Below are 24,087 nucleotides of genomic sequence, written 5' to 3' on the forward strand. Positions count from 1 at the left end.
TGAAAGGGTATGACGCAGGGACGCCTGTTGGAGGAAGCGCCTGATGCGAAAGTGGCAAGGAGTGTCAGCGGCCACGGGTTCGTGTCCGGACAGTTAAGGGAAAACGCCTGGCCCGCCCGAGGACGGGTGCGTTACCACGCGTGTGGTGCGTTGACCCAGATGGCTACGCATACCTCTTCGTAGCTGTTCTTGTACCAGTGGGGGATTTCTGAGGAGTAGGTGATGGAGTCGCCCTCTTCGAGGCTGTAGCAGACGCCGTCCAAATAGACGTCCTTACGGCCCGAGATGATGTAGCAGAACTCTTCACCGCTGTGTGTGAAAGGGGTGGCGCTGGTGTCGTGCCCTGGGGGCGTACTGATCCACTGCGCCTCGATGCTTCCGTCCCGGTTGGGGGTCAGCAGCTCGTGGACTGCCTCGCCGACCGATTCCCGGGTGACGTTTTGCAGGTTCCGCCGGTCCGCTTTGCGGACGACGGGTGACCTTGATTCGTCCTGGCCAATGAAGAACCTCCCTACGGGGATGTCCAGGCCATGGGCCAGCTGTGCCAACGTGGTGAAGGACGGGTTGGCCATGCCGCGTTCGATCTGACTGACGATTGCTTGGCTAAGGCCGGTAATGTCCGAGAGTTGGGCCAGGGTCATGCCCTTCGCCTTACGCATGGTGCGCACCTTGTTTCCCACGGTGGCCAGGAGTTCGCTGGTGGCCGGGGGAGCAGGAGTCTCGGTGGTCATTGCCGCATCCTTCGTTGGTGAGCTAACTCACACAACTATAGTGAAGATTTTTAGCGAGTCAATGGTTTTCTTCAGCAAAGTAAAAAATTTCAGGAAAATGATGATTCCAGCTGGCTGATGGTGCCGAAGACGAAGGCATCGATCTCATCCACCAAGGGCGTCAGCTCGGCCAGCTGCTCCCCGCCGCTGAGCAGCTTCATCCCGATTTCCAGTTCAGCAGCCAGCCGCCGCAAGCAGATCGCTCCCACCATGTGGCTGGACGTCTTGAGGCTGAGCACAGCGTCCATTGCCTCGTCCAGGTCCAGGTTGTCCAAGGCATGATGAAGCCGGGCCACCCGCCACGGCAGCATCGCCACGTAGTTGCGGACGAACGCGTTGACGATCGCTTGGTCGCCGCCGACGTCGGCCCGGAGTTCGGTGAGGACCGAGCGATCCACCAGGGAGTCTGTGCATTCGTCATACTCTGACACCAGACTCCTCCCGCCGCTGCCGAACAATGGATTCACGATTCAACAGTAGGACCAGCCGAACAGCGCACGTGCCCCAAAGTGAAAGCTTGATCCAATCTTGAGCGGACTCAGAGCCAGTCTTGATCACCCGCGGCGGGGGACCGTTCCGGCGAATCCAGGGGAGCTGCCAGGCGCTGGCTTCCGCCCTCAAGGAAGGCCGTCAACCGGCTTTCCAGCTCGCCGCGGTCCTTGAGTTCGCACTCCCACACCGTGAGGGATTCCCACCCGGAGGCCTCCAGCTGTTCGCGCTGCAGGGAGTCGCGCTCGCGGGTCCTTGTGCGTTTGGCCGCCCAGAACTCCGCATTTGCTGCCGGCGCATGGCGCCCTGCCTTGCAGTCGTGGAAATGCCAAAAACAGCCGTTCACGAAGATCACTTTGCGGCGGCCGGCAAACACCAGGTCCGGCCGGCCCGGGAGCGTCGTCGTGCCCGCGCGCCCGTGAAGCCGGTAACGGTACCCCTTGGCGTGCAGGATGCTGCGGACCAGCAGCTCCGGCTTGGTGTTCTTGCCCCGGATCCGGGACATGTTGCGGCTGCGCTGCTCCGGTGTCAGCAAATCCCGGCTCTCGCCCATCCCTCAACAGTAGCGCCGGCTTCACCGCACCGCCGTGGTGTCGGCCCCGTTCCGGTGTCCCCGTGCTGCTGCCGAGGCCGTCACCGGACCACACCGTGGCGGGAGCACTCCGCGGTCCACCCCAGCGGCGTCACCTGGACCTTCATCCGGCGTCGGCACACGGTGCAATAGCGCGGCGGTTCCATCACCAACTGCCGGAGGCAGGGCACGTGAGCCTCCGACGTCGGGCGCTCGCCGTGGGTGCTTGCGGCGCCGGTGGCTTCACCCCCGCAGTGGCCGCAGTAGGTGGTTACTTGCAGGGCCGCGCTGTTCACAGCGACTTCTGGAGTTCCTTGATGGGCATGTTGAGCTCCACCAGGAGGTTGAGGTCGGCTGTTGCGGGGCGACCCAAGGTGGTCAGGTAGTTGCCCACGATCACCGCGTTGATGCCGCCCAGGAGCCCTTCACGGGTACCGAGGTCGCCGAGGGTCAACTCGCGGCCTCCCGCGTAACGCAGGACAGTGCGCGGCATCGCCAGGCGGAACGCCGCGATGGCCCGGAGCGCATCCTTGCCGTCCATGATGCCTTGGTTTTCCAGCGGGGTTCCGGGCCTGGGGTTGAGGAAGTTCAGGGGGACTTCGTGCGGTTCAAGGGCGGCAAGCTGCGCGGCCAGCTCTGCCCGTTGTTCAAGGCTTTCGCCCATCCCGATCAAGGCGCCGCAGCACAGTTCCATGCCTGCTTCCTTGACCATTCGGCACGTGTCCAAGCGCTCTTCGTAGCTGTGCGTTGTGACCACCTGCGGGAAGTAGCTGCGCGCGGTCTCCAGGTTGTGGTTGTACCGGTGGACGCCCCATTCAGACAATTGGTCCACCTGGCGTTGGGTCAGCATGCCCAAGGAACAGGCGATGTTGATGTCGACTTCCTCATTGATGCGGTCGATCGCGAACTTGATCTGGTTCATCAGCTTGATGTCAGGACCGCGCACCGCGGCGACGATGCAGAACTCGGTGGCTCCCGTGGCGGCAGTCTCCTTGGCTGCCTTAACCAGTTCGGGGATGTCCAACCACACTCCGCGCACGGGAGAGTCGAACAGGCCCGACTGGCTGCAGAAATGGCAGTCCTCCGGGCACCCGCCGGTCTTGATGGAGATGATTCCCTCCACCTCCACGTCCTCGCCGCAATGCTTGAGGCGCACCTCGTGGGCCAGCTGCAGGGCGGCCGGAATGGCGTCGTCCGGGAGTTGGAGGATCTCTACAAGCTGATCCTCGGTGAGTCCTTCGCCCCGCTCCAGGACTTGGTCCTTTGCGAGGTCCAGAATGGCGTAACCAGTGGCTTCATGCGTTGCGTCGATGGTCATGGACTCGACGCTATCCGGGGGACGCATGGCCGATTTTGGAGGGTCGGCACAAAGCAGTCCCCCGGATTTTGGAGCGCGAAGACCTACGGCTTGAGCACCACCTTGATGCAGCCGTCCTGCTTCTTTTGGAACTTCTCGTAGAGCTCGGGAGCGTCGTCAAGTCCACCGGTGTGGGTCACCAGGTGCATGACTCCCAGGGGATCGGCGTCGTCTTCCACCAGGGGCAGCAGCTGGTCCGTCCAGCTGCGCACATTGCACTGGCCCATGCGCAGTTGGATCTGCTTGTCGAACATGGTCAGCATGGGCATCGGATCGGCCTGGCCGCCGTATACGCCGCTCAGTGAAATGGTCCCACCGCGCCTGACCAGGTCCACCGCGGTGTGAAGCGCGGCAAGGCGGTCCACGCTCATGGTCTCCATGGCCACCTGTGCCGGCTTGTCCGGCAGCAAGGACACGGCCTTGTGGAGGAAGGATGCGACGGGGGAGCCATGCGCTTCCATGCCCACCGCGTCAACCACGGAGTCCGGTCCGCGGCCCACGGTCTCTTCCTTGATTTGCCCGGCAACATCCGGGCTGTAGTCCATGGTCTCGATGCCGTGGGCTTCGGCCATTGCGCGCCGCTCCGGAACAGGGTCCACGCCGATCACCCGGAAGCCCTTGTACTTGCCGATCCTGGCAGCGAACTGCCCCACCGGTCCCAGCCCCAGGACCGCCAGCGTGCCGCCGTCGGGGACGTTGGCGTATTCCACTGCCTGCCATGCGGTGGGCAGGATGTCGGAGAGGAACAAATACCGTTCGTCGGGAAGGTCGGAGCTGACTTTAACCGGACCGTAGTCGCCGAAGGGCACGCGCAGGTACTGCGCCTGGCCGCCGGGCACGGAGCCGTAGAGTTCGGAATAGCCGAAGAGGGCAGCCCCGGAACCCTTCTCCTTGACCTGGGTGGTCTCGCACTGGGACTGCAGGCCTTGGTTGCACATATAGCAGCGGCCGCAGGAGATATTGAAGGGCACCACAACACGGTCGCCCTTCTTGAGCCTGTGGACTTCCGGGCCCACTTCTTCCACGATGCCCATGGGCTCATGGCCGATCACGTCGCCCTTATGCATGTAGGGGCCGAGGACCTCGTAGAGGTGCAGGTCGGAGCCGCAAATGGCCGTGGACGTAATCCTGACGATCACGTCCGTTGGTTCCTGAATAGTTGGATCGGGGACTTCGATGACGCTCAATGAGCGCCTGCCTTGCCACGTCACTGCTTTCATACCGGTGCTCTCCCTGCTTTTGGCTGGAGGTGTCCCACGCTGCAGGAGACCATCCCAGCCAAACAGAGTTGGATGACCCGCACAAGGGACGGCGGGCCTCGACACCCCTTGGCCCCCGTCATAGATTGAGGCCATGAGCGGAGAACCGAACGAACAGAAGCGAGCACCCGCCGAACCCCAGCAACCGACTGAACCGGCTGGCGTCGAACCTCCCCACAGCGAGCCCGGAAGCGGTGACTTCACCACCGAAGTCGACCCCACGTTTGTTCCGGATGAGAGCGGTGAATCGCCGGAGGAGAAGCGGGCGCGCGAGCATCCGGAGGCTACCGGCAGCTGACCACCGAATGACGACGGCGGAGCTTGCGTGCCGCTGTCGGCGGACAATTGCGTCCAAATCGTTAGTAAGCAACCTGATAAATAGGTTAATATGATGTAAGGCACAACATATCGAACTGAACTGACGAGGAGTGGGCAGTTGTCAATCATAGAGAATCCGCTGGTTCCCGACGGCGTTCCACGCAAGCATGCCGACCTGTCCGGCCTGCTCAAGGTGCACGGCGAGTACATCCACTGCGGCGAGCCCATGAAGTTCGCCCGGTCATCGGCCCGGAGCATCTACACGCCCCTGTCCACCGAAGAGGACGAAGAGGCCCTCATGGACGTGTACCTGGAAACCCGGGTGCTGCAGTGCACCTGCGGATTCCGCATGGAACTCCCGGCCTAAGACACTCGAAAACCACCCAAGCCGTTCACCAAGGAGGCAATCCACATGGATACCGGGCAAATAGTACTGATTATCGTAGTGGCCGTCGTCGTCATAGCCGCGATCATCATCGCGCTGATGGTGGGGCGCAAAAAGAGGGCCGAAGCCAACCGCCAACGCGCCCTCGACCTGCGGGAGAAGGCAGACCAAGAGGCGGTCAGCGCACATCAGGCCAAGGTGGAGTCCGCGCAGGCCGAGGCCGCTGCTGTCCAGGCCGAAGCCGAGGCGAACCGCCTCCGCCGCGAAGCCGAGCGCGACTCAGCCAAAGCCAAGGAAGCGAGCGGCCGCGTTGAAGAGCACCTGCGCCACGCAGACAAACTTGACCCTGATGCCAACACCCGCGGCAACGGCTCCTCCCGGGACGCCGATGTCCCCGAACACGACGCCCGCGTCCAGAACGCCGAACACGACGGCCACCGCCTGACCCGGGACCGCTCGCACCGCGAAGCCGCCAATGACGGGGCAGGCCAGGGCAACACTGTGCGGGACGGTTCGGTGCGGGACGGTTCTGTGCGGGACGGCGACAGGAACGCCTAGTTTTCGAACAAGACTCTGGAGGGCAGGGAAGTGAGCATCGTGGTGAGGCGAACAGGACAAACGGTGCGGTCGGGCGACGCAAAGCCAAACAGGCACGCAGTAGACGTAGTCCTCAGCCATCTTGGCGAGATCGGTCCGGCCGTGGCAGCGTTGCGGCGCGAGTCTTCACGCCTTGCCGAGTGGGGTGAAGAGTTGGCCCGGGCCAGGCTTCGCGGCGCCAAGGTCTTTGCTGCCGGCAGCGACGGCTCAGCCCATGAGGCCCAGCGCTTCGCCTCCGAACTTACAGCCCACGATGCCGCCCACCATCCCGACGGCAACCCGGGCACCTTCAGGGCGATCGTGGCCCACAAGGAAGCCGGGGAAACCATCAGCGGCCAGATCCCGGAGTTGGTCAACCGGGGCGACGTCGTGGTGCTGTTGGCTGCCAAGGGCATCACGGACGATCTCCGGGACGCCGCATCAGCTGCCAAGAAAGCCGGCGCCAAGGTGTGGGCCCTCACCGGCAGGGAATCCAAGGACCTGGCCCAGGCCGTTAACGAGGCTGTTAACATCAATACGGATCCGCCGCACGCCGAAGAAGCGCACCTCGTCGCCGTGCTTGCCCTGTGCGAGTGCTTCGACGAGGCCATGCGCGAGGTCAACCAGTAGCACGTCCCTCTATCACTTCCCGCCCCATCCCCCCGGTTGCTCTATCACTTCCCGTCGGTTTTTTCGGGTTGCTCTATCACTTCCCGTCGGTTTTTTCGGGTTGCTCTATCACTTCCCGTCGGGCTTTTTGGTTTGCTCTTTCACGTCCCGCAGCGGAAGGCTCGACGGCGGCGCTCGCCGAGTGCCGCCGTCGAACTTTATCGGCTGGCCGGGCTCCGGTCGCGGCGCACGCCTTGCCGCCCATCGCGTCCGGTACCACGGGTGCGTCAAGCGGATAGGGGAGCGGCTTCTAACCCGATCAGGTGACAGAGCAATGCGCAAAACCCGTTGGTATGTGAGAGAGGGATGGAAAGAGGGGGAGTCGCCGGTGTGACTTGCGACTCATGACGGAATAGTTGCAGACGCCGCTCAGTTGCCGAGGGTGAACCCGATTCACTCTGAAAGGAACTGCGCATGCTGTTTTCCCCGCTGGCACTCGGTGAGCTTGAACTTCCCAACCGCCTTGTCATGGCCCCGCTGACCCGACTGCGTGCAGGCTTGGACGGCGTGCCGAATGACCTCATTGCAGAGCACTACCGCCAGCGGGCTTCGTTGGGCCTGATCGTGAGCGAAGGCACCTACCCGACGCCCGCCGGCCAGTCCTACACCGGCCAGCCCGGCTTGGTCACCGAGGAGCAGATCGCCGGCTGGAAGAAGGTGACTGATGCGGTCCACGCTGAAGGCGGCAGGATCTTCGCCCAAGTGATGCATGGCGGCCGCGTCTCCCATGCCGACATCACTGGCGGGCATGAAATTGTTGGCCCCAGCCCCGTAGCGATCGACGGCGATGTCCGTACGCCCAACGGCAAGCAGCCCTTCCCGGTTCCCCGCGAGCTGCGCACTGACGAACTTCCCGGCGTGCTCCAGGAGATCGTCACAGCGTCCAGGAACGCTATTGAGGCAGGATTCGACGGCGTGGAGCTGCACTCCGCCAATGGTTACCTCCTTCACGAGTTCCTCGCTCCGAACTCCAACGTCCGCACGGACAGCTACGGTGGCTCGCCGGAAAACCGGGCACGCTTCGTCATCGAAACGGTCAACGCCGTAGTGGAGGCCCTCGGCGCCAACCGCGTGGGCATCCGTATCTCGCCCGAGCACAACGTGCAAGGAATCGCAGAGACCGATGCCGCGGACGTCCGGGCCACTTACGAGGTCTTGGTTGACACCATTGCGCCGCTTAACCTGGCATACCTCAGCATCCTGCACCACGATCCCAAGGGTGCCCTGGTCCAGGACCTGCGTGAACGCTTCAATGGCACGTTCCTGGTGAACACCGGGTTCAGCGAGATCACCACGCGCGAGGAAGCCGTCGCGCTTGTTGCCGATGGCCTTGCTGACGGTGTGGTGGTGGGCCGTCCCGCGATCGCGAACCCGGACCTTGCCCGCCGCTGGCGCGAAGGCCTGCCTTTGAATGAACCGAACGCCGCCACGTTCTACGCCGACGGCGCGGAGGGCTACACCGACTACCCGTTCTACGCCAACTAACCCGGCACCCCACTAACCCGGCACCCAACTGGGTCGCAGCAGAGCGCGTTTAGAGCCGTCTAAACGCGCTCTGCTGCTACCTAGTTGGGGGCGTGCGGACGAAATGTGACGCTGGGGGATAGCAGGGTAATAGCTGGGGAATGGGTCCGTCCGGGCGTCCTCCTCCCTTCCTTGGAGGCATTCCTATAGGATTTGCTCATGCCTGCAGCTTCCCCGAGCTCCGTCCGTACCGGCCTTCCCGTGAGCCGGCAGGTCCTTGCCGACCACGTTTACGAGGCCCTGCTCGAGTGGTTGATGGATGGCCGGCTCGAGCCCGGAGCGGCTGTGAGCATTGACGGCATGGCCCGGGAACTGGAAGTCTCACCTACCCCCGTGCGCGAAGCGTTGGCACGTTTGGAGCACACGGGGATGGTCCGTCGGGTGGCGCTCAAGGGGTACCGGGTGGCCCCCGTTTTCACCCGCGAGGACTTCGCGGAATTGATGGAGGCCCGGCTTTCCATTGAACCTGTCAATGCCCGCCTGGCCTGTTCGCGGATGACCCCTGACGGACTCGCAGCCTTGAAGCAGGCCGTCGAGGACCTGCGGACAGCTCCGCGCGGTGGGAGCTTTGCGGAGTACCGCAGCTACCTCGAAGCAGACGAACGTTTCCACCAGTTGATTGCAGCCCAGGCCAGCAATCAGTTCCTCCTTGCGGCCTACAACACCTTGGGCGGGCAGATCCAGCGGTTCCGGCTGTTCGGGGGAGTGGGCATTACCGACGCCGAACAGGCGATCGCCGAACACCAGGCAGTGCTTGACGCGCTGCTCAGCGGCGATCCTGAAGCCGCTGCCACAGCCATGACCAAGCACGTAGAGAACGTGCGGGGCCGTGCGATGGCTGACGCGCCCGAAGACTGAGGTCCGTCAGTCCCTGCCCGGGGTCAGGGAAGCCATAAGAATTTTTCCAGCGTCCCTGATTCTGCGGGGCCGCACGCCGCACGCCGCCAGGCGCCCTCACGCAGCGTGTTTCCGCACCTCACGGACGCCTATGACGCCGCTCTCCTGATCCCGTGACGGGCTTCACAAACATTTGTATGACATATAGGATCTAGGAAGTTACGCATTCAGGGTTGACAGCGTTAACTTATTCGTAAATCCTATAGGAAACAGGATTCCACGAAGGAGTGATCATCATGGCGTACACCGCCGAAAACTGGCCCATCACCGCGGCCCTCCTGCAGTTCCCGGGCACGGATGCTTCGGGCCAGCAGGTCAACGACGCCGACGCTTCCGTTTGGGCCTCGGTCTTCCAGGAAGTCAAGGACGCCGGTTTTGCCAACGCAGACCTCACGGACAGCTGGGTCCGTCCCGGCGACCTGAGCAAGGAGCGCCTGGCCGAGTTCAAGCAGACCGCTGACGAAGTTGGCGTCGGGATCCCGGTGATCTCCGCGATCCGCCGCAGCGTCATCGACGAGCGCGACTGGGAAGACAACCTGGCTTACAGCCACCGCACCATTGACGCCGCAGCAGAGCTTGGCTGCGAAGTGGTTTCCATCGGCCTCCACCAGGCCATCACCCCGGAACAGCAGAAGCAGTTGTGGTTCTGGACCGTGGAAGGCTACAAGGATCCTGTTGGTGACAAGGAAGCGTGGGGCAACGCAGTCTCCCGCATCCGTGAAATCGGCAAGCACGCCGCTGAAGCAGGCATCCTGGTCTCGCTGGAGATGTACGAGGACACCTACCTCGGCACCGGCGATTCCTCCGTGCAGCTGGTCCAGGACATCGGCCTGGACAACGTCGGCCTGAACCCCGACCTTGGCAACCTGATCCGCCTGCACCGTCCCATCGAGGACTGGCGCGAGCTTGTCCACAAGACCCTGCCGTACTCCAACTACTGGCACATGAAGAACTACATCCGCGACGAGGATGTTGCCCGCGACAGCTACATCACCATGCCTGCTCCCATGGAAAGCGGCCTCATTAACTACCGCGAGGCCTTCAAGTACGCATTGTCCGTGGGCTTCCAGGGCATCCTCTGCGTTGAGCACTACGGCGGAGACGGCCTGAGCGTCACCGCCAGCAACCAGGATTACCTGCGCCGCCACGTCCTCCCCAAGAACGACGGCTACGCACTGGGCCAGAGCAAGGTAGCCCAGGGTCGCCAGCAGCCCGCATCTACCCAGTTCGCAGGAGTCTAGGAATGACGCAGATCTTCGACAACCCGGCAGAATTCGCCGACGATGCCTTGGACGGCTTCGTTGCTGCGAACCGCAACTACGTTGCCCGCGTTGACGGCGGCGTGGTCCGTTCCACCGAAGTTCCCGCCGGCCAGGTAGCACTGGTGGTTGGCGGCGGTTCCGGACACTACCCGGCATTCGCCGGTTTGGTGGGTCCGGGCCTGGCAGCAGGCTCAGCCTGCGGCAACATGTTCGCTTCCCCGGCAGCCGGGCAGGTTTACCGCGTAGCCAAGGCCGCAAACGCCGGCGGTGGCGTCCTGCTGAGCTACGGCAACTACGCAGGCGACGTGCTGCACTTTGGGCAGGCACAGCTTCGCCTCAACGCAGAAGGCATTGAGACCCGCACCGTCACCGTGACCGATGACATCGCCAGCGCCCCGATTGACCAGCTGGAGAAGCGCCGAGGCATCGCCGGGGACCTTACCGTCTTCAAGATCGCCGGTGCCGCCGCGGAAGCGGGCCTGAACCTGGATGAGGTAGAGCGGTTGGCCATCAAGACCAACTACCGCACCCGTTCCCTCGGCGTGGCTTTTGACGGCTGCACGCTGCCCGGTGCCAAGGAACCGCTGTTCCACGTTCCGGCCGGCCAGATGTCCCTCGGCCTGGGTATCCACGGCGAGCCCGGCATCTCCGAGCACCCGATGCCCACCGCGTCCGAGCTCGCCGAACTGCTGGTCTCCAAGCTTCTGGCAGACAAGCCCGACGACGCCGGCGACCGCGTGGTGGCAATCGTCAACGGCCTGGGTACGGTCAAGTACGACGAACTCTTCCTGCTCTTCGGCAAGATCGAGAAGTTGCTGAGCGCAGAAGGGCTCACCATCGTTGAGCCTGAGTGCGGCGAGCTGGTCACCAGCCTGGACATGTCCGGACTCTCGCTCACGCTCCTGTGGCTGGATGAGGAACTGGAGCAGTACTGGTCCGCTCCCGCCGACACCCCGGCGTTCCGCAAGGGAAGCATGGCACCGCGCGCTGCCCGCACCCAGGCAATTGCGGACGACGCCGAAGCCACCGAGACCGAGCAGGCCACACCGGCTGCCGCTGAACTCGGGCAGCAGGCAGTTGCCCTACTCGCCCAGGTGAGGGACGTCGTCGTCGAGCATGAAGAAGAACTCGGCAAGCTTGACGCGATTGCCGGCGACGGCGACCACGGTATCGGCATGCGCCGTGGCGTGGACGCTGCGGCCGCAGCAGGCGAGGCCGCGTCGGGATCATCCGTGGCCAGGATTCTGCTGGCTGCCGGCGAGGCCTGGAGCGAAAAGGCCGGCGGCACCTCCGGCGCGCTGTGGGGTTCTGCGGTCATCGCGGCTGGCCAGGCCCTCGGCAACCGCGACTCCTACACTGACGCGGACGCACGCGCGGCAGTGACCGCGTTCGCCAACGCCATCACGGAGCTCGGCAAGGCAGAACCGGGGGACAAGACCATGGTCGATGCCCTCCTGCCGTTCCGGGACACTTTCCTGGCAGAGCTCGACGGCGGAGCGTCGGCTAACCAGGCACTGTCAGCAGCCGCTGCGGCTGCCGAGTCCGCTGCCGCGGCAACCGCAGACCTCCGTCCGCTCAAGGGCAGGGCACGTCCACTCGCGGAGAAGAGCCTTGGGCACCCGGACCCCGGTGCTGTCTCCTTCGGGCTGATAGTCAACCGCATCTCGCAATTCATTGATTCACAACTGGCCACCGCCGCTTCGGCACCGGCCGGAAACGGAGCCACAGAATGAGTACAGCAGCAGGCTGGCGCATAGTCGTCGGCAACGATGAAGCAGGCGTCGAGTACAAGCAGGCCCTGGTGGCCCTCCTCGAAGCAGACCCGCGCGTCGAGTCCGTCACCGACGTCGGGGTGGGAGCCAACGACTCCACCGCCTACCCGCACGTGGCCGTCGACGCAGCCCGCAAGGTAGCCGACGGCGAAGCCGACCGTGCGCTGCTGATCTGCGGCACGGGACTGGGTGTGGCCATCGCCGCGAACAAGGTTCCCGGCATCCGCGCAGTCACCGCGCACGACAGCTACTCGGTGGAGCGCTCCGTCCTGAGCAACAATGCACAGGTCCTCACCCTCGGCCAGCGCGTGATTGGCTTGGAACTTGCCAAGAAGCTCGTGGGGGAATGGCTCGGCCACCGCTTCGATGAAAACTCTTCTTCCGCCGCCAAGGTGGATGCCATCTGCTCCTACGAGCCCAACTACACGAAGGCAGTCTGATCATGACCGAGACAAGCACCTCCACCGCCGGTGCCCCGAACACCGCAGCACGGAAGATCGCCGTCGTAGGTTCCGGCTACATGGGCGGCGGCATCGCCCAGGTCCTGGCGCTCGGCGGCGCCCGTGTTGCCTTGGCGGACGTTTCCGCCGAGGTGGCACAGAAGAACTTCGACCGTCTCCTGGAGGAATCGGACCAGTTCATTAAGGACGGCCTGTTCCCCGAGGGCTCCACTGAGATCCTCAAGCAGAACCTGTGGGCTGCCAAGGACATCGAGGAAGCCGTGGCCGATGCCGACTTCATCGAAGAGGCAGTGCCGGAAGTCCTGGAGATCAAGCACCAGACCCTGGCCCGGATCAGCGCCGCTGCAAAGCCGGACGCCCTGATCGGTTCCAACACCTCCACCATCTCCATCGCCGCGCTGGCTGAGGCTGTCACCAACCCGGAGCGTTTCCTGGGCGTCCACTTCTCCAACCCGTCCCCGTTTATCCCGGGCGTTGAGGTCATCCCGCACGCAGGCACCTCGGCTGCGACCGTTTCCGCATCGCAGGAAATGGTGCACGCCGCCGGCAAGCAGACCGCCGTCGTCAAGGATGTCACCGGCTTTGTCCTGAACCGCCTGCAGTACGCGCTGTTCCACGAAGCAGCCCAGCTGGTTGAGCAGGGCATCGCAACCGCCGACGACGTCGACACCCTGGTGCGTACGACGTTCGGCTTCCGCCTGCCGTTCTTTGGCCCGTTCGCCATCGCCGACATGGCCGGGTTGGATGTCTACAACTTCTGCTACAAGTCGCTGCAGACCAGCTTCCCGGAACGCTTCGCAACGCCGAAGATCCTCACCGACCTCGTGGAAGCCGGCAAGCTCGGCACCAAGACCGGCGCAGGTTTCCTCAACGTTCCCGCCGAGCGCACCCCGGAACTCATCGCGTACCGCAACAAGGCTTACGTGGCCATGCAAAAGCTCATTGAAGAGCTTGGCCCGGCACCCATCAACTGATTCCACCAAGGAGAAATCCCATGACTTTCCCCGCTGAGCGCACCGCCATCGTCACCGGCGCTGTCTCCGAACGCGGCATCGGCCGCGCAACCGTGAACTACCTGGCCGCACAGGGCTGGAACATCGGCATCATCGACCTTGATGATGCCGCTTGCAAGGCAGCCGCCAAGGAAGTTGCCGCCGAATTCGGTGTCAAGGCCCACGGCGTTGGCGCCAACGTGGCCAGCGAAGCCGAGGTCCGTGCAGCCATCGACGAACTCGAGGCTGAACTGCCCCAGATCGTTGCCCTGGCCAACGTGGCCGGCGTCAGCTCGCCCATCGGCTACCTCGAGCTGGAACCGGCCGAATGGGACCGTGTCCTGAGCATCAACCTCAACGGCGTGCACTACGCCACCCGCCGCGTTGCCGAGTCCATGGTCAAGAACAAGATCGGCCGCATCGTCAACATCTCCTCCGTGTCCGCACAGCGCGGCGGCGGAACGTTCTCCAAGACCCCCTACTCGGTGGCGAAGGCCGGAGTGATCGGCCTGACGCGTGCCACGGCGCGCGAGCTTGGTCCGTACGACATCACGGTGAACGCGATCTCGCCCGGCCCGATCGACACCGACATCATGGGTGGAACCCTGAGCGAGGAACGCAAGGCCGAACTGACCCAGGACCTTGTAGTGAACCGCGTGGGCAGCACCCGCGACATCGCAGCAGCCATCGCCTTCCTCATCAGCGAGGACTCCGGATACATCTCCGGACAGACGCTGAATGTGGATGGCGGGCTGTACATGCACTAGGCCCGGCATGAGGACCTGGACCAAAGAACGCAAGATCTACCTCGCCGTGGGCATCCTTGCCTGCGCCGTGGGCGTATTCCTGATTGCTTTCACACGCTGATAACCCGCTCCGGTTATCACCCCCCAACTGACTACTCAAAGAGGAGTTTCCATGTCCGTTGCCTCAACTTCCACTAAGGAGTTGCTGGATTCGCCGGTACTTAAGTCGGCTATTTCCAAGGCTTCGAAGCGACTGATGCCCATGTTGGTCATCTTGTACATTGTCGCCTTCCTTGACCGCACCAACGTGGGCTTCGCAGAAGCTGCGCTGGAAGTGGACAGGGGCATCACCGCCGGCGCGTACGCACTGGGCGCAGGCATCTTCTTCATCGGCTACGCGCTGTTCGAGATCCCTTCCAACCTGTTGCTGACCAAGTTCGGCGCCAAGGTGTGGCTTGCCCGCATCGCCATCACGTGGGGCATCGTCTCGGCCTGCTTCGCGTTCGTGCAGGGTGAGACCTCGTTCATCATCCTCCGGTTCCTGCTGGGTGTTACCGAAGCAGGCCTGTTCCCGGGCGTCATCATGTTCCTCGCCGCCTGGTTCCCCAACAAGGTCCGCGTGAAGATGTTCGCCATCTTCTACCTGGCACAGCCGTTCTCCCAGATGATGGGCGCTCCGCTGTCCGGTTGGCTCATTAACATCGGCGACCAGGTTCCCGGTGTAGAAGGCTGGCAGGTCATGTTCTTCGTTGAAGGCATGCTCGCAGTCCTTGCAGGTATTGCAGCTTTCTTCTTCCTGATCAACAGCCCGCAGGAGGCCAAGTTCCTTACCAAGGAAGAAAAGACCGCCCTGAGCGATGTCATGGCACTGGAAGACACGGTCAAGGAAGAGTCCGGTCCCCGCGGCGTCCTCGCCTCCATGAAGAACGGCCGCGTCTGGTACTTCACCGTTATCTACTTCTGCCTGCAGATCGCGGTGTACGGTGTGACGTTCTACTTGCCGCAGCAGGTTGCCCAGTTGACGGGCCAGAAGGTGGGACTGGCAGTTGGTCTCCTGTCCGCCATCCCGTGGTTCTTCGGCATCTTTGCTTGCTACCTCATCGGTAAGGCAGCCAACAGCGTGGTCCGCCGTCGGCGCTGGGGTACGGCACTGTTCGTTTCCACTGGCCTGTGCATCTTCGGATCCGCGTGGGCGGGGGCCAACCAGCAGCCTGCTTTGGGCATCATCTTCATCACCCTCGCAGTCTGCAGCTTCCTCTCAATCGGCCCGATCTCCTGGTCCTACCCGACCGCGTTCCTCACCGGTACCGCCGCAGCTGCAGGCATCGGCCTCATCAACTCCCTGGGCAACCTCGGTGGCTTCGTAGCACCGATCCTGCGCACCACGGTCAACGAGGTCACGGCCTCGGACACCGGAACCATGGGTGTCTACGCGCTGGGTGTCCTGCCGTTCCTGGCAGCCATCATGATGTTCGGCACCAAGCGTTTCAACAACAAGGCCGACGAATTGCTGGGTAAGTGAGCCTTTCCAACGCCTCCTCCGGCGCTCTGTACATCGGTGTCAGCACCAAGATGTACATGGGCTACGCGCAAACATTGGCGTGGCTTGAGCGACTGAACAAGGAAGTGGACGCCCGTCCGGCCCTCGCGGCCGGGCGGGTTGTCCCGTTTGTCATCCCTTCATTCCCGGTTCTTCCCGCCGCTGCGCAGCAGCTCGAAGGCACCCCCGTGGTTCTGGGCGCGCAGGACTGCGGCTGGGCTGACGGTCCCTGGACCGGCGAAGTGTCCCCGTCGATGTTGGCCGAACTGGGCGTGGGAATGGTGGAGATCGGGCACGCGGAGCGGCGCAAGCACTTTGCCGAAGACGATGCCACCATCGCACTGAAGGTCCGGGCCGCCGTCGATCATGGCGTGACGCCGCTGCTGTGCGTGGGCGAGACGGAGCTGGCAGAGCCCGGCGCCGCAGCGAAGACTGTTTTCGAACAGGTTTCGGCAGCAGTTTCCGGAGACTGGGCTGTGGCCGGCAGGATCGTTGTGGCCTATGAGCCCGTCTGGGCCATCGGAGCGGCCGAGCCGGCTTCGGCGGACTACGTTTCCGAGGTAGTGGCCGGTGTGCGGGCGCTGCTGGCAGAGCATGGTTTGGCGGGGCTGCCCATCATCTATGGCGGTTCGGCCAAGCCCGGACTCCTCCCGCAGCTATCGGGTGTTTCCGGGCTCTTCCTGGGCCGATTCGCGCACGATCCCGCGAACTTTGGAAGCGTGCTGGACGAGGCCCTGGCCCTGACCAACTAAATCAACTAACTGGCAGTAGGGGTTGTTCTGGACGCTCAGAACAACCCCTACTGCCAGTTAGTTGGGGGAGCGGGCTATTCGGGGGAGCAGAGGGCAACGAAACCGCCCAGGTTCTCAAGTCCCTCCGGATGCGTCGGGAGGTAGTTGGTCAGTTCGGGCGAACGCACGACGACGGCACGCCACTTGCCGCGCGACACCGCCACATTGATCCGGTTGCGTGACAAGAGAAACTCCATTCCCCGGGGTACTTCCCCCGCGGCGGAGGCGGCCATGGAGACGACCACCACCGGCGCTTCCTGGCCTTGGAACTTGTCCACGGTGCCTACCCGGACCTTGCCGAGTCCAGCCTCGCGAAGGTGGTGCTTGATCAGCTGGACCTGGGCGTTATAGGCAGCAACCACCAAAATGTCCGTCTCCTGGAGCGGGCGGGGGGATCCTTCCTGCTCGGAAGGATCACGCCAGTCCAGGCCGAGGTGGGCCTGGACTTGGTGGACTACTTCCTGTGCTTCCTCCCGGGACGAGGTCGAATTGCCGGAGTGCTCCACGTAGACACACGCGACCCCCGGAGCGGCGCCCTCCAAGGTGCGTGCCGATGCCGCCTCCGCAGCCCGAAGCCGGCCATCATAGGAGAGCTCGGACACGGCCTGGCACAGCGCCGGATGCATGCGCCAGGACAGGGCCAGAAAGTACCCAAGCTCGGCCGGCAAGGTGTTGTGGCCGTCCGAGAGCCAGCCGAGTGCCGACTCGTTCACGGGTTCCGGATGTGTTCCTTGGGTAACCTGCGGAAGTTGCTGTGGATCTCCCAGAAGCAGAAGCCGCTTGGTGGCCCGGCTGACGGCCATGGTGTTGGCGAGCGAGAACTGCCCGGCTTCGTCAATGACCAGCAAGTCCAAGGACCCCGGCGGGACCTCTTTGCCCACCATGGCCCAGGCCGTGCCACCAATCAGGGCGCCACCGGGCTTGGCCAGGATGTCGGTGACATCTGCCTTACCGCAGCCCTCCCACGGCACAGGCTCGCCATGTTTGACCTCCTTGGCTACCCGCAGTGGGTCCACACCGGCCTTCTCCACGGCAGCGCACAGCATGTTTTCCACCACGGCATGGGACTGTGCCACTACTCCGACTTTCCAGCCCTCGTCCACCAGCCGTGCCAGGACGTGTGCACCAACGTGGGTCTTCCCGCTGCCCGGAGGACCCTGCACGGCCAGGTATGAGTTGTCCAGGTCCTTTACCGCAGCCGTGATCGCTTCGATGTATCCGTGCGGGCCGGGGGATACCGGCGGCAGCGCGCTCAACGTGCGGAGCCTGGGCGGGTTCCTGCGGATCATGTCCAGGGCAGGGTGGTCCGGCCAGTCCGGCAGGGAGTCCCGCAGCCGCGTGGCGAGGGCGGCCAGTGCAGCCCTTTGTCCTGTAGTGAAGATGGGCTGGCTGGGAGTGAGGGCCATGGGGAGTTGCTGGAACTCCGAAGAATCATTCCGCAGCCCTTCCTTGACGATGACGAACTCGAAGTCCTCTTCCTCGCCGGTCTCCACGACCTCTGTGCCGTCCCACCCACTCCGGCCCAGAACGGACGACTCCTTTCCGACCAACGCATCAGGCAATGGCGGCCCGTACATTCTGAAGTACTTCTTGCCAACCTCCAGTCCTGCCCCGTCACCTGAACGGCCCACCAATTTCAGGATCCGCGCCGGATTACTGCGGGGACTTGGCTTGGCCCAGTCCTGCAGCACCTCGCCGTCCTTGACGATAAAGAGATCGCGCGCGTCGTCCCACTGCGAGGTGGGCTTCTCGAGGCGATCAAAATGCCCCCACCAGTACTGCTTGTCCTCGCGGCGGTGATACCCGACTCCTGCCGCCACGATGCCAATGGCCTTTGCATCCGCCGAAGCACGCTGGTCCTCGGGCAAACCGTCCAGGTAGTCGAACAGCGCCTGTTCCTCCGGCGCCGCTTGATACTTTTCCGGGTCCGACGCGGGCTGGGCCTCTCCTGCCGGCGCCTCCCCGGCCGCGGCATCAAAAGCACCGGGAACAATGCCCCGCTCCGCACCACGTGCCAGCAACCAGTTCCGTAGCTCCAGCGTGGAGAGGCAGTCGTATTCGTTGTAGTCACGGATGCTTTCAAGGATGGCCGCGGCTTGGTCGACTTGGCCCGTATCCCTTGCCGTGCAGTAATCCGCATAGGCCACCACCGATGCACCGGCGTCGGTGACCTCTCCGGAGCGGAGGTGCCGGCCCATGTACAAGGGCTCCAGTTTCTTGATGCTGTAGGAGTTCTCGGACACCCGGATGCTGTGGCGGACGGTGTCGTACAGGTCCACCAGCACGCCTTGCCGCAGGAGATCGTCGACGGCGGATTCTCCCAGCACGTGAGTAAGGGAGAGATTGCGGAGGGCCGTTTTCTCGTAGGCCGCGTAGTGGTAGATGTGCATGCCCGGGAACTGGGCGCGGCGCTTGGCCACGTAATCCAGGAAGTCAACGAATGCCTGTCCCTCTTCGGACCGTGAATGCGCCCAGAAGGGTCTAAATACCGGCGTGGCTCCCGGCTCCTGGGGGTTCTCGATGACGCCGAAAAGGTACTCCAGCCCCCACTTGCCGGACACTGGATCCTGCCACAGGGGATCGCCCTCGAAGTCGAAGAAGATGTCGCCCGGATCAGGTGCAGGGAGCCTGGCGAGCGTGTTGTCCGGCAGGATGTTGTAGCTGACGGACCTGGCCTCGCCTGCTTTGTCCGTGTAATTGACCGTTCCGTCAGGGGATCCGACGCCGGTCTGGAGCCGGGCCTGCTCGCGCAGCCGCAGCAGGGTGTGGTCGTCTTCGACAGGCAGGACGGCCAGTTGGTCGATGGTGGTGACGCCTGATTCGATCAGTTTCTTCCGGCGGCTGATCCTCATGCCTGCCACCATCAGCAGGTCCCGGTGAAGCTGGACCTGCTCCGCACAGTAATCGCACCGCCCGCATGCTGTGAAGCGGGAGTCGCCCCACGCCACAGGCCCGGACTCCGCGATGTGGGTAGCGGTCAGATTCAGGAATCGGCGGCGGCGTTCTTTGAAGACCGGCAGGATCTGTGACAAGGGGTGGTCACTGTGCTCGCGGTTGCCCAGGACCAGCGTGACCACGGGATCGGGGGTGATGCCGGCCTGAAGGAGCTGGTCCCCGTACGCCGCCAGCTGAAGGAGCGCAGTGACTTTGGCATGACGGGCCAGCTTGGTGTCAAAAACCGCGTACTCGCCGCCGGGTTTCCGGACGAGGAAGTCCGATCTGCCGTGGAACGTACCGTCGAAGAACGCCGCCTGAAAAACGACGTCCGCACCGGAGCGGAGCGCCGTGATTGATTCCGCATGCTTGGCAGTCAGGGTGGCGCGGTCCATCGCGGTGGCGGGTTCGACGTCGTAAACGCCTCTTCCCTTCTCCGCGTCCCAAGGTCCGAACTCCGCAATGAAGTCGTCCAAAACCCTGTGCTCGTGGACATCCCCCAGCTTGGCGGTCCTTTCCAGCATGGCGTCCGGGGTAAAGGAAGCAACGGGGGAGCGCCCGAGTTTCTCGTCGAGTTTGCGGAGCAGCTGGTACTCGCAGGTTGCAGCAATGACGAGGTCGCTGGCGGAGAAGACCAGGTCCTGCGGTGCGCCCGCTGCCTCCGGATCGAGGAAGAACACGGTACCTACTCCTAACGCCGAGCAAAGCTGAAACCCTTGCAGCCAAGCTACCAGCGGGCTCGGACAATTTAGCGTGCCGCCGTTCTAGACTGCCCCCATGACTGAATCGACCCACGCCACAGATGCAGCCTTCGAAGCTGCCTACCAAGCCGCGCAGAAGAGCCTGAGCGAAGGCGGCATTCCCATCGGCGCAGCGTTGGCCCGTGACGGGAAGGTCATTGCCAGCGGCCACAACGAACGGGTGCAAAACGGCGATCCGATCGCCCACGGCGAGATGTCGGCCCTCAGGGCCGCGGGCCGTCAGAAGAGCTACCGGGATACCACGCTCTACACCACCCTGGCACCGTGCGCGATGTGCACCGGAACCATCATCCAGTTCAAGATTCCGCGCGTGGTGGTGGGCGAGGCGGAAACCTTTCCGGGCGAATTCGACCTCCTCCGTTCCCGCGGCGTGGAGGTGGTGGTGTTGGATGATCCCCGCTGCGTCGACATGATGCGCACGTTCCAGGAAGAGCATGCCGAGCTCTGGGCCGAGGACATCGCCGAATAGGTCACCGGCGGCCAAGAGGAGTTCAACAAAAGCGCAAAGAAGGAGCGACGGCGGCACCAAGGGCGGGGTGCCGCCGTCGCCGGCTGCTGGGAACCGCGGCTCAAAAAGCCATCCGAAGGCTATTTGGCGGGCTTCCTCGGAGCCGACCGGCGGGAACGGGCCGCCGGGGTTGAAGGGATGAGTTCCTTGACCTGAGCCACTACGGAGGCATGTGCGCCGCGGCTTCCCAGGTCCTTGGCGAGGGTTTCCACCTCCGACTTTGCAGCTGCGGCGTCATCGGACTTCGCGTGCAGGTCAGTGCGCAACTCCACCAGCTTCCGGTAGGCCAGGTTGCTGCTCCGGCCGCCCTCCTGCTGGTAACTGGCAAGGACCGGTTCGGTCAGGCTGAGTGCCCTCTGGGGGTCCGCGCTGTGATGCTTCACCATCTTGTCCTTTTGCCTGCGGTAGAAGTCATCGCCCACGGACTGCGCGACGGCGGTGGCCGCCTTTACGCCCAAAGGCGCGCCGCTGAAGCGCTCGGCTGCCTCGGTCAAGGCATCCAGGCCCCGGCTCAGGTAAGGCGACATGGAACCCTCGAACGCGAGGGTGAGCCCAACCTCGCGGGTGAAGAACTCCGGAGCAAAGCGGTCTTCCTCCTTGGAGACGGGGAAACCGACCCGCAAAGGCAAGGTGTTGGAGGCTTGGACGACGCCGTCGGTGCTGTATACGGCCCGGACCAAATACTGGCCCGGCTGGTCGAAGACAAAGCCGACCGTCCCATAGGCCAGCTGTACCAACTCGCTGTAACGGTCGCTGCCGTCGCTTCCGCCATCGGTCGGTGCCGGCGCGAGGGTCACCAGTTCCGGTAGGCCATAGAAGCAGACAACCGATTCGTGCAGCACTACGGTCCCGTCGGGTTTCTGGACGTAGACGCTGGTGTTCCCGTACCGGGGATCCAACCGCGAGTCCACCAGCACCGGGGCGTCGCCCGTGTTCCGCAACCGGAACTCGACGGCTACAGGTTCCATGTAGTCGAAGTAGTCCTTGGCCGAAAGAGTCAGCTCGATGTCGCTTCCCGGCCCGGACACGGTCATGGCGCCCGGTGGAGATTCCAGGTGGCCACCGGAGGCCCAAGGGTCACCGCCCATGATGACGGCGGCGCGGTCGCCGTGGCGGATGTGGAGCAGTTCGTCGTCGTCGAAACGGAACCGGAAGTTGCCCCAGAACGCATCTGCGCCGTTGCGCTGATCGTATTTCCAGTCGTAGTTCATCCAGGACAGGGAATCCGGGCGGGCTTTATCCCACGCGTGCAGGAAATTGAAGGCGTGTCCGGCCTCATGGACCCAGGTATAGAGGAAGTGGCGCATGGCCCACGCCTCGTCCTGGGTGGCGGGGTTGCTGACGAGGTTGGTGAACCAGGTGTGGTTGCGGAAAACCGCGAAACCCTGGCGATCGGGTCCCCGGCCTGCGCCGCCAAACCCGGCAGCGGCGTCGAACATGATGCCGCCCACGCCTGCGGAGTCGAACAGTCCTGCCTGGACGCCCCAGAGGTTCCACGCGGGCCAGCCGGAGTTGTACTTGCCGAAGGAGGTCTCCATGGCATCATGCAGCTCACCGACGCTCCACGAAGCGAAACCGGGAGCGCTGTCGTCAATCACGGTATGGACGGCGTCGATGGTGACCGCAATTCCGGCGTCTTTATAGGAGGACTCGATCGTCAGCGTCCGTTCGGCCAGATCGGCCGGCCTGTTGTTGTGCCCGTGGCTGTTGTAGACGGGCACTTTCGGTTCGATATCCACCGATTGGCAATAGTCCAGTTCAAGGTTCACGTCCCTGAAGCAATCAGAACGGTACTTGCAGGCGTACGGTGCCCCCGCGACGCCCCCGCCCGTGAACGTGGCAACCGCACCGGTGATGGCGCCGTTCGACCAGGAGACTATAACCTCCACCGAGGTCACCGGGTGGGTGCCTTTCCAGAAGCGCACAGTGCCGGTGATGTGGGCATCGGACTTGTTGATGGTCACCACCGGAGCATCGACGATCCATGATTCGACGTACGTCTTCACTACCTGGGTGAGCCCGCCGACTTTCACAGTCCGGGTACTGAAGAAGTCACCGCTGACTTTGTTCAATACGGGAGATTCGACGCCTTGGCGGGGATCGACGTCGAGCCTTAGGCCGTGTTGATCAAGTCGCTTTTGATCCAGATCAGGGTGGTGGCGAGGCTGATGGCGGCTCGGTAGCTGCGGGCGGTCTTGTCTGATCGCATGGCGATGCCGCGCCACTGTTTGAGCTTGTTGAAGGAGCGTTCGACGACGTTGCGGCCGCGGTAGCGGAGCTTCTGCTCGTCGCCGAAGTCGATCGGGCGTCCCGGCTTCTTGCGGCGGTGAGCGATCTGGTCGTCACGCTCCGGGATGGTCGCGGCGATCCCTCGCTGACGCAGCCAGGCACGGTTCGTCTTCGACGGGTAGCCCTTGTCGGCGAGGACTCGATCTGGTCGCGTTCGTGGTCTTCCGACGCCTGGGCGGGGGACACGGATGTGTTCGAGGGTGGTCGCCAGCATCGTGGTGTCGTTGATGTTGCCGCCGGTGAGCACCCATCCCAGCGGCCGCCCCTTGCCATCGGCGACCAGGTGAATCTTGCAGGTCAACCCGCCACGGGACCGGCCAATCGCGTGGTCAGGCGGCTCGAACCACGGATTCTTGTGATTCGGTGGAGCCCCCTGTGTCCCGGGCGAGGGTCGCACCGTGCTGATGCACGCGGGTGATCGTGGAGTCGATCGACACCACCCAATCGAGCCGGCCCGCCGCGTCGGACTGCCGCTGCACCTCGGCGAGCAGCCTGTCCCAGGTGCCGTCGTGCGCCCACCGGGTGAACCGCTTATAGACCGAGTTCCACTTCCCGAACCGCTCCGGCAGATCACGCCACGGCGCACCCGTCCGGTACTTCCACGCCATCCCCTCAACCGCGAGACGATGATCCGTCCACGGCCGCGACCTCCCCGTCACCGTCGGCATCAACGGCTCCAGAACGGTCCACACCTCGTCAGAGACCTCGCGACGCGTCATCCCTCAAGACTCGCCCATCGACCACCGAAACCACTTGATCAACACGGCCTAGTTCAACTGCGCTGCCAACAGGCCCGGTGACGGCCTGGTTGCCTTCATACCTGCCGCTGATGGCGGCGGTCCGCCAACAGCGCCACCAGTCCTCCGAGGGCCAGTGAAACGAAGAGGGAGACGGCCCGGGTGCGGGAGGGAACGGAATGGCTGAGGGGTGGTGGGGGACAGGGTCAAGGAGGGTGCTGGGGACGTTGGGGGTGTCCATGGGAGGATCTTTCTCGCGCTGCAAGCAATCAATGTTTGCCCAAGCCGTTTGCGGCGAACGCGGCCTGTGGGCCGGTCCGGGGCGGACGGTGACGGCGTGACGGCTCGGGGGCAGGCAGTGCGAGTAGGGAGTCCTGAGGAGGTTGAATGGCCGTGCCCGGAAGCCGTGAATAACCCACAACGGATGATACTCCAGCGAATGGATTATTTGAATAGACCTGGTGGGAAAATTCGTTGCG

At 63.7% G+C, this 24,087-nt stretch carries 23 protein-coding genes; 14 read left to right on the forward strand and 9 right to left on the reverse strand.

Annotated features, from left to right (window positions below; all coding sequences use genetic code 11):
• Positions 1-131 precede the first annotated feature (131 nt).
• From QN084_RS17010 to QN084_RS17030, 6 genes are all read right to left on the reverse strand, one after another.
• Positions 132-731 (reverse strand): helix-turn-helix domain-containing protein, encoded by a 600-nt coding sequence (locus QN084_RS17010; protein WP_021472751.1) that lies wholly within the window; start codon positions 729-731, stop codon positions 132-134.
• 89 nt (positions 732-820) lie between these two features.
• Positions 821-1,201, reverse strand: a complete 381-nt coding sequence (locus tag QN084_RS17015) for an Hpt domain-containing protein (protein ID WP_069695632.1) — start codon at positions 1,199-1,201, stop codon at positions 821-823.
• Between the two features lie 107 nt (positions 1,202-1,308).
• Positions 1,309-1,812: a very short patch repair endonuclease gene (locus QN084_RS17020; protein WP_069695633.1), complete on the reverse strand. Its 504-nt coding sequence runs from the start codon at positions 1,810-1,812 to the stop codon at positions 1,309-1,311.
• A gap of 80 nt (positions 1,813-1,892) precedes the next feature.
• A complete protein-coding gene (gene bsaP, locus QN084_RS24190; RefSeq protein WP_455769329.1) occupies positions 1,893-1,997 on the reverse strand; it encodes a biotin synthase auxiliary protein BsaP in 105 nt (34 codons plus the stop codon).
• 125 nt (positions 1,998-2,122) lie between these two features.
• Positions 2,123-3,148, reverse strand: a complete 1,026-nt coding sequence (gene bioB / locus QN084_RS17025; protein WP_069695635.1) for a biotin synthase BioB — start codon at positions 3,146-3,148, stop codon at positions 2,123-2,125.
• Between the two features lie 83 nt (positions 3,149-3,231).
• Entirely contained in the window at positions 3,232-4,407 is a 1,176-nt protein-coding gene (locus QN084_RS17030; protein ID WP_031216649.1) for a zinc-dependent alcohol dehydrogenase, read from the reverse strand.
• A gap of 133 nt (positions 4,408-4,540) precedes the next feature.
• Here QN084_RS17030 and QN084_RS17035 point away from each other — a divergent pair, with 133 nt between their 5' ends.
• The 13 genes from QN084_RS17035 to QN084_RS17095 all read left to right on the forward strand — a co-directional run bounded on the left by QN084_RS17035 (position 4,541) and on the right by QN084_RS17095 (position 16,340).
• Complete coding sequence (locus QN084_RS17035) at positions 4,541-4,744, forward strand: hypothetical protein (protein ID WP_062095488.1); 204 nt, start codon at positions 4,541-4,543, stop codon at positions 4,742-4,744.
• Positions 4,745-4,882: 138 nt separating this feature from the next.
• Positions 4,883-5,131, forward strand: a complete 249-nt coding sequence (locus QN084_RS17040) for a hypothetical protein (RefSeq protein WP_021472745.1) — start codon at positions 4,883-4,885, stop codon at positions 5,129-5,131.
• Positions 5,132-5,176: 45 nt separating this feature from the next.
• The gene (locus tag QN084_RS17045; RefSeq protein ID WP_069695636.1) at positions 5,177-5,707 is read left to right on the forward strand and encodes a hypothetical protein; all 531 of its coding nucleotides are present in this window, start codon (positions 5,177-5,179) and stop codon (positions 5,705-5,707) included.
• Between the two features lie 30 nt (positions 5,708-5,737).
• A complete protein-coding gene (locus QN084_RS17050; RefSeq protein WP_225740050.1) occupies positions 5,738-6,355 on the forward strand; it encodes an SIS domain-containing protein in 618 nt (205 codons plus the stop codon).
• Between the two features lie 453 nt (positions 6,356-6,808).
• Positions 6,809-7,879, forward strand: coding sequence for an alkene reductase (locus QN084_RS17055; protein ID WP_069695637.1), 1,071 nt, complete (start codon positions 6,809-6,811; stop codon positions 7,877-7,879).
• Between the two features lie 198 nt (positions 7,880-8,077).
• The gene (locus QN084_RS17060; RefSeq protein ID WP_021472741.1) at positions 8,078-8,776 is read left to right on the forward strand and encodes a GntR family transcriptional regulator; all 699 of its coding nucleotides are present in this window, start codon (positions 8,078-8,080) and stop codon (positions 8,774-8,776) included.
• 275 nt (positions 8,777-9,051) lie between these two features.
• A complete protein-coding gene (locus QN084_RS17065) occupies positions 9,052-10,056 on the forward strand; it encodes a sugar phosphate isomerase/epimerase family protein (RefSeq protein ID WP_031216647.1) in 1,005 nt (334 codons plus the stop codon).
• A 2-nt stretch (positions 10,057-10,058) separates the two neighbouring features.
• Complete coding sequence (dhaL, locus tag QN084_RS17070) at positions 10,059-11,810, forward strand: dihydroxyacetone kinase subunit DhaL (RefSeq protein WP_069695638.1); 1,752 nt, start codon at positions 10,059-10,061, stop codon at positions 11,808-11,810.
• Positions 11,807-12,289 (forward strand): ribose-5-phosphate isomerase, encoded by a 483-nt coding sequence (locus QN084_RS17075; protein ID WP_021472738.1) that lies wholly within the window; start codon positions 11,807-11,809, stop codon positions 12,287-12,289. The genes dhaL and QN084_RS17075 overlap by 4 nt, the downstream gene beginning before the upstream one ends.
• Before the next feature lie 2 nt (positions 12,290-12,291).
• Complete coding sequence (locus QN084_RS17080; protein WP_021472737.1) at positions 12,292-13,284, forward strand: 3-hydroxyacyl-CoA dehydrogenase family protein; 993 nt, start codon at positions 12,292-12,294, stop codon at positions 13,282-13,284.
• Positions 13,285-13,304: 20 nt separating this feature from the next.
• Positions 13,305-14,069 carry an SDR family NAD(P)-dependent oxidoreductase gene (locus QN084_RS17085; protein WP_021472736.1) on the forward strand — a complete coding sequence of 255 codons (765 nt, stop codon included), beginning with the start codon at positions 13,305-13,307 and terminating at the stop codon, positions 14,067-14,069.
• 151 nt (positions 14,070-14,220) lie between these two features.
• Positions 14,221-15,570: an MFS transporter gene (locus tag QN084_RS17090; protein WP_062095497.1), complete on the forward strand. Its 1,350-nt coding sequence runs from the start codon at positions 14,221-14,223 to the stop codon at positions 15,568-15,570.
• A gap of 50 nt (positions 15,571-15,620) precedes the next feature.
• Positions 15,621-16,340 (forward strand): triose-phosphate isomerase family protein, encoded by a 720-nt coding sequence (locus tag QN084_RS17095; protein ID WP_052474152.1) that lies wholly within the window; start codon positions 15,621-15,623, stop codon positions 16,338-16,340.
• 74 nt (positions 16,341-16,414) lie between these two features.
• On the opposite strand, the gene QN084_RS17100 is transcribed toward QN084_RS17095, so the two are convergent.
• A complete protein-coding gene (locus QN084_RS17100) occupies positions 16,415-19,993 on the reverse strand; it encodes a TM0106 family RecB-like putative nuclease (RefSeq protein WP_069695639.1) in 3,579 nt (1,192 codons plus the stop codon).
• A gap of 97 nt (positions 19,994-20,090) precedes the next feature.
• Between QN084_RS17100 and QN084_RS17105 the strand changes: the two genes are divergently transcribed.
• A complete protein-coding gene (locus QN084_RS17105; protein WP_062095501.1) occupies positions 20,091-20,543 on the forward strand; it encodes a nucleoside deaminase in 453 nt (150 codons plus the stop codon).
• Positions 20,544-20,662: 119 nt separating this feature from the next.
• On the opposite strand, the gene QN084_RS17110 is transcribed toward QN084_RS17105, so the two are convergent.
• Entirely contained in the window at positions 20,663-22,654 is a 1,992-nt protein-coding gene (locus QN084_RS17110; RefSeq protein ID WP_069695640.1) for a hypothetical protein, read from the reverse strand.
• Between the two features lie 41 nt (positions 22,655-22,695).
• Positions 22,696-23,590 (reverse strand): IS5 family transposase gene (locus QN084_RS17115; protein ID WP_206599970.1). Its coding sequence is split into 2 segments (ribosomal slippage): positions 22,696-23,244 and positions 23,246-23,590, totalling 894 coding nucleotides; the frame shifts between segments, so codons are not numbered across the junction.
• Between the last annotated feature and the right edge of the window lie 497 nt (positions 23,591-24,087).

This window comes from Paenarthrobacter sp. R1 (assembly GCF_030264015.1).
In the GTDB taxonomy this organism is placed as follows: domain Bacteria; phylum Actinomycetota; class Actinomycetes; order Actinomycetales; family Micrococcaceae; genus Arthrobacter; species Arthrobacter ureafaciens.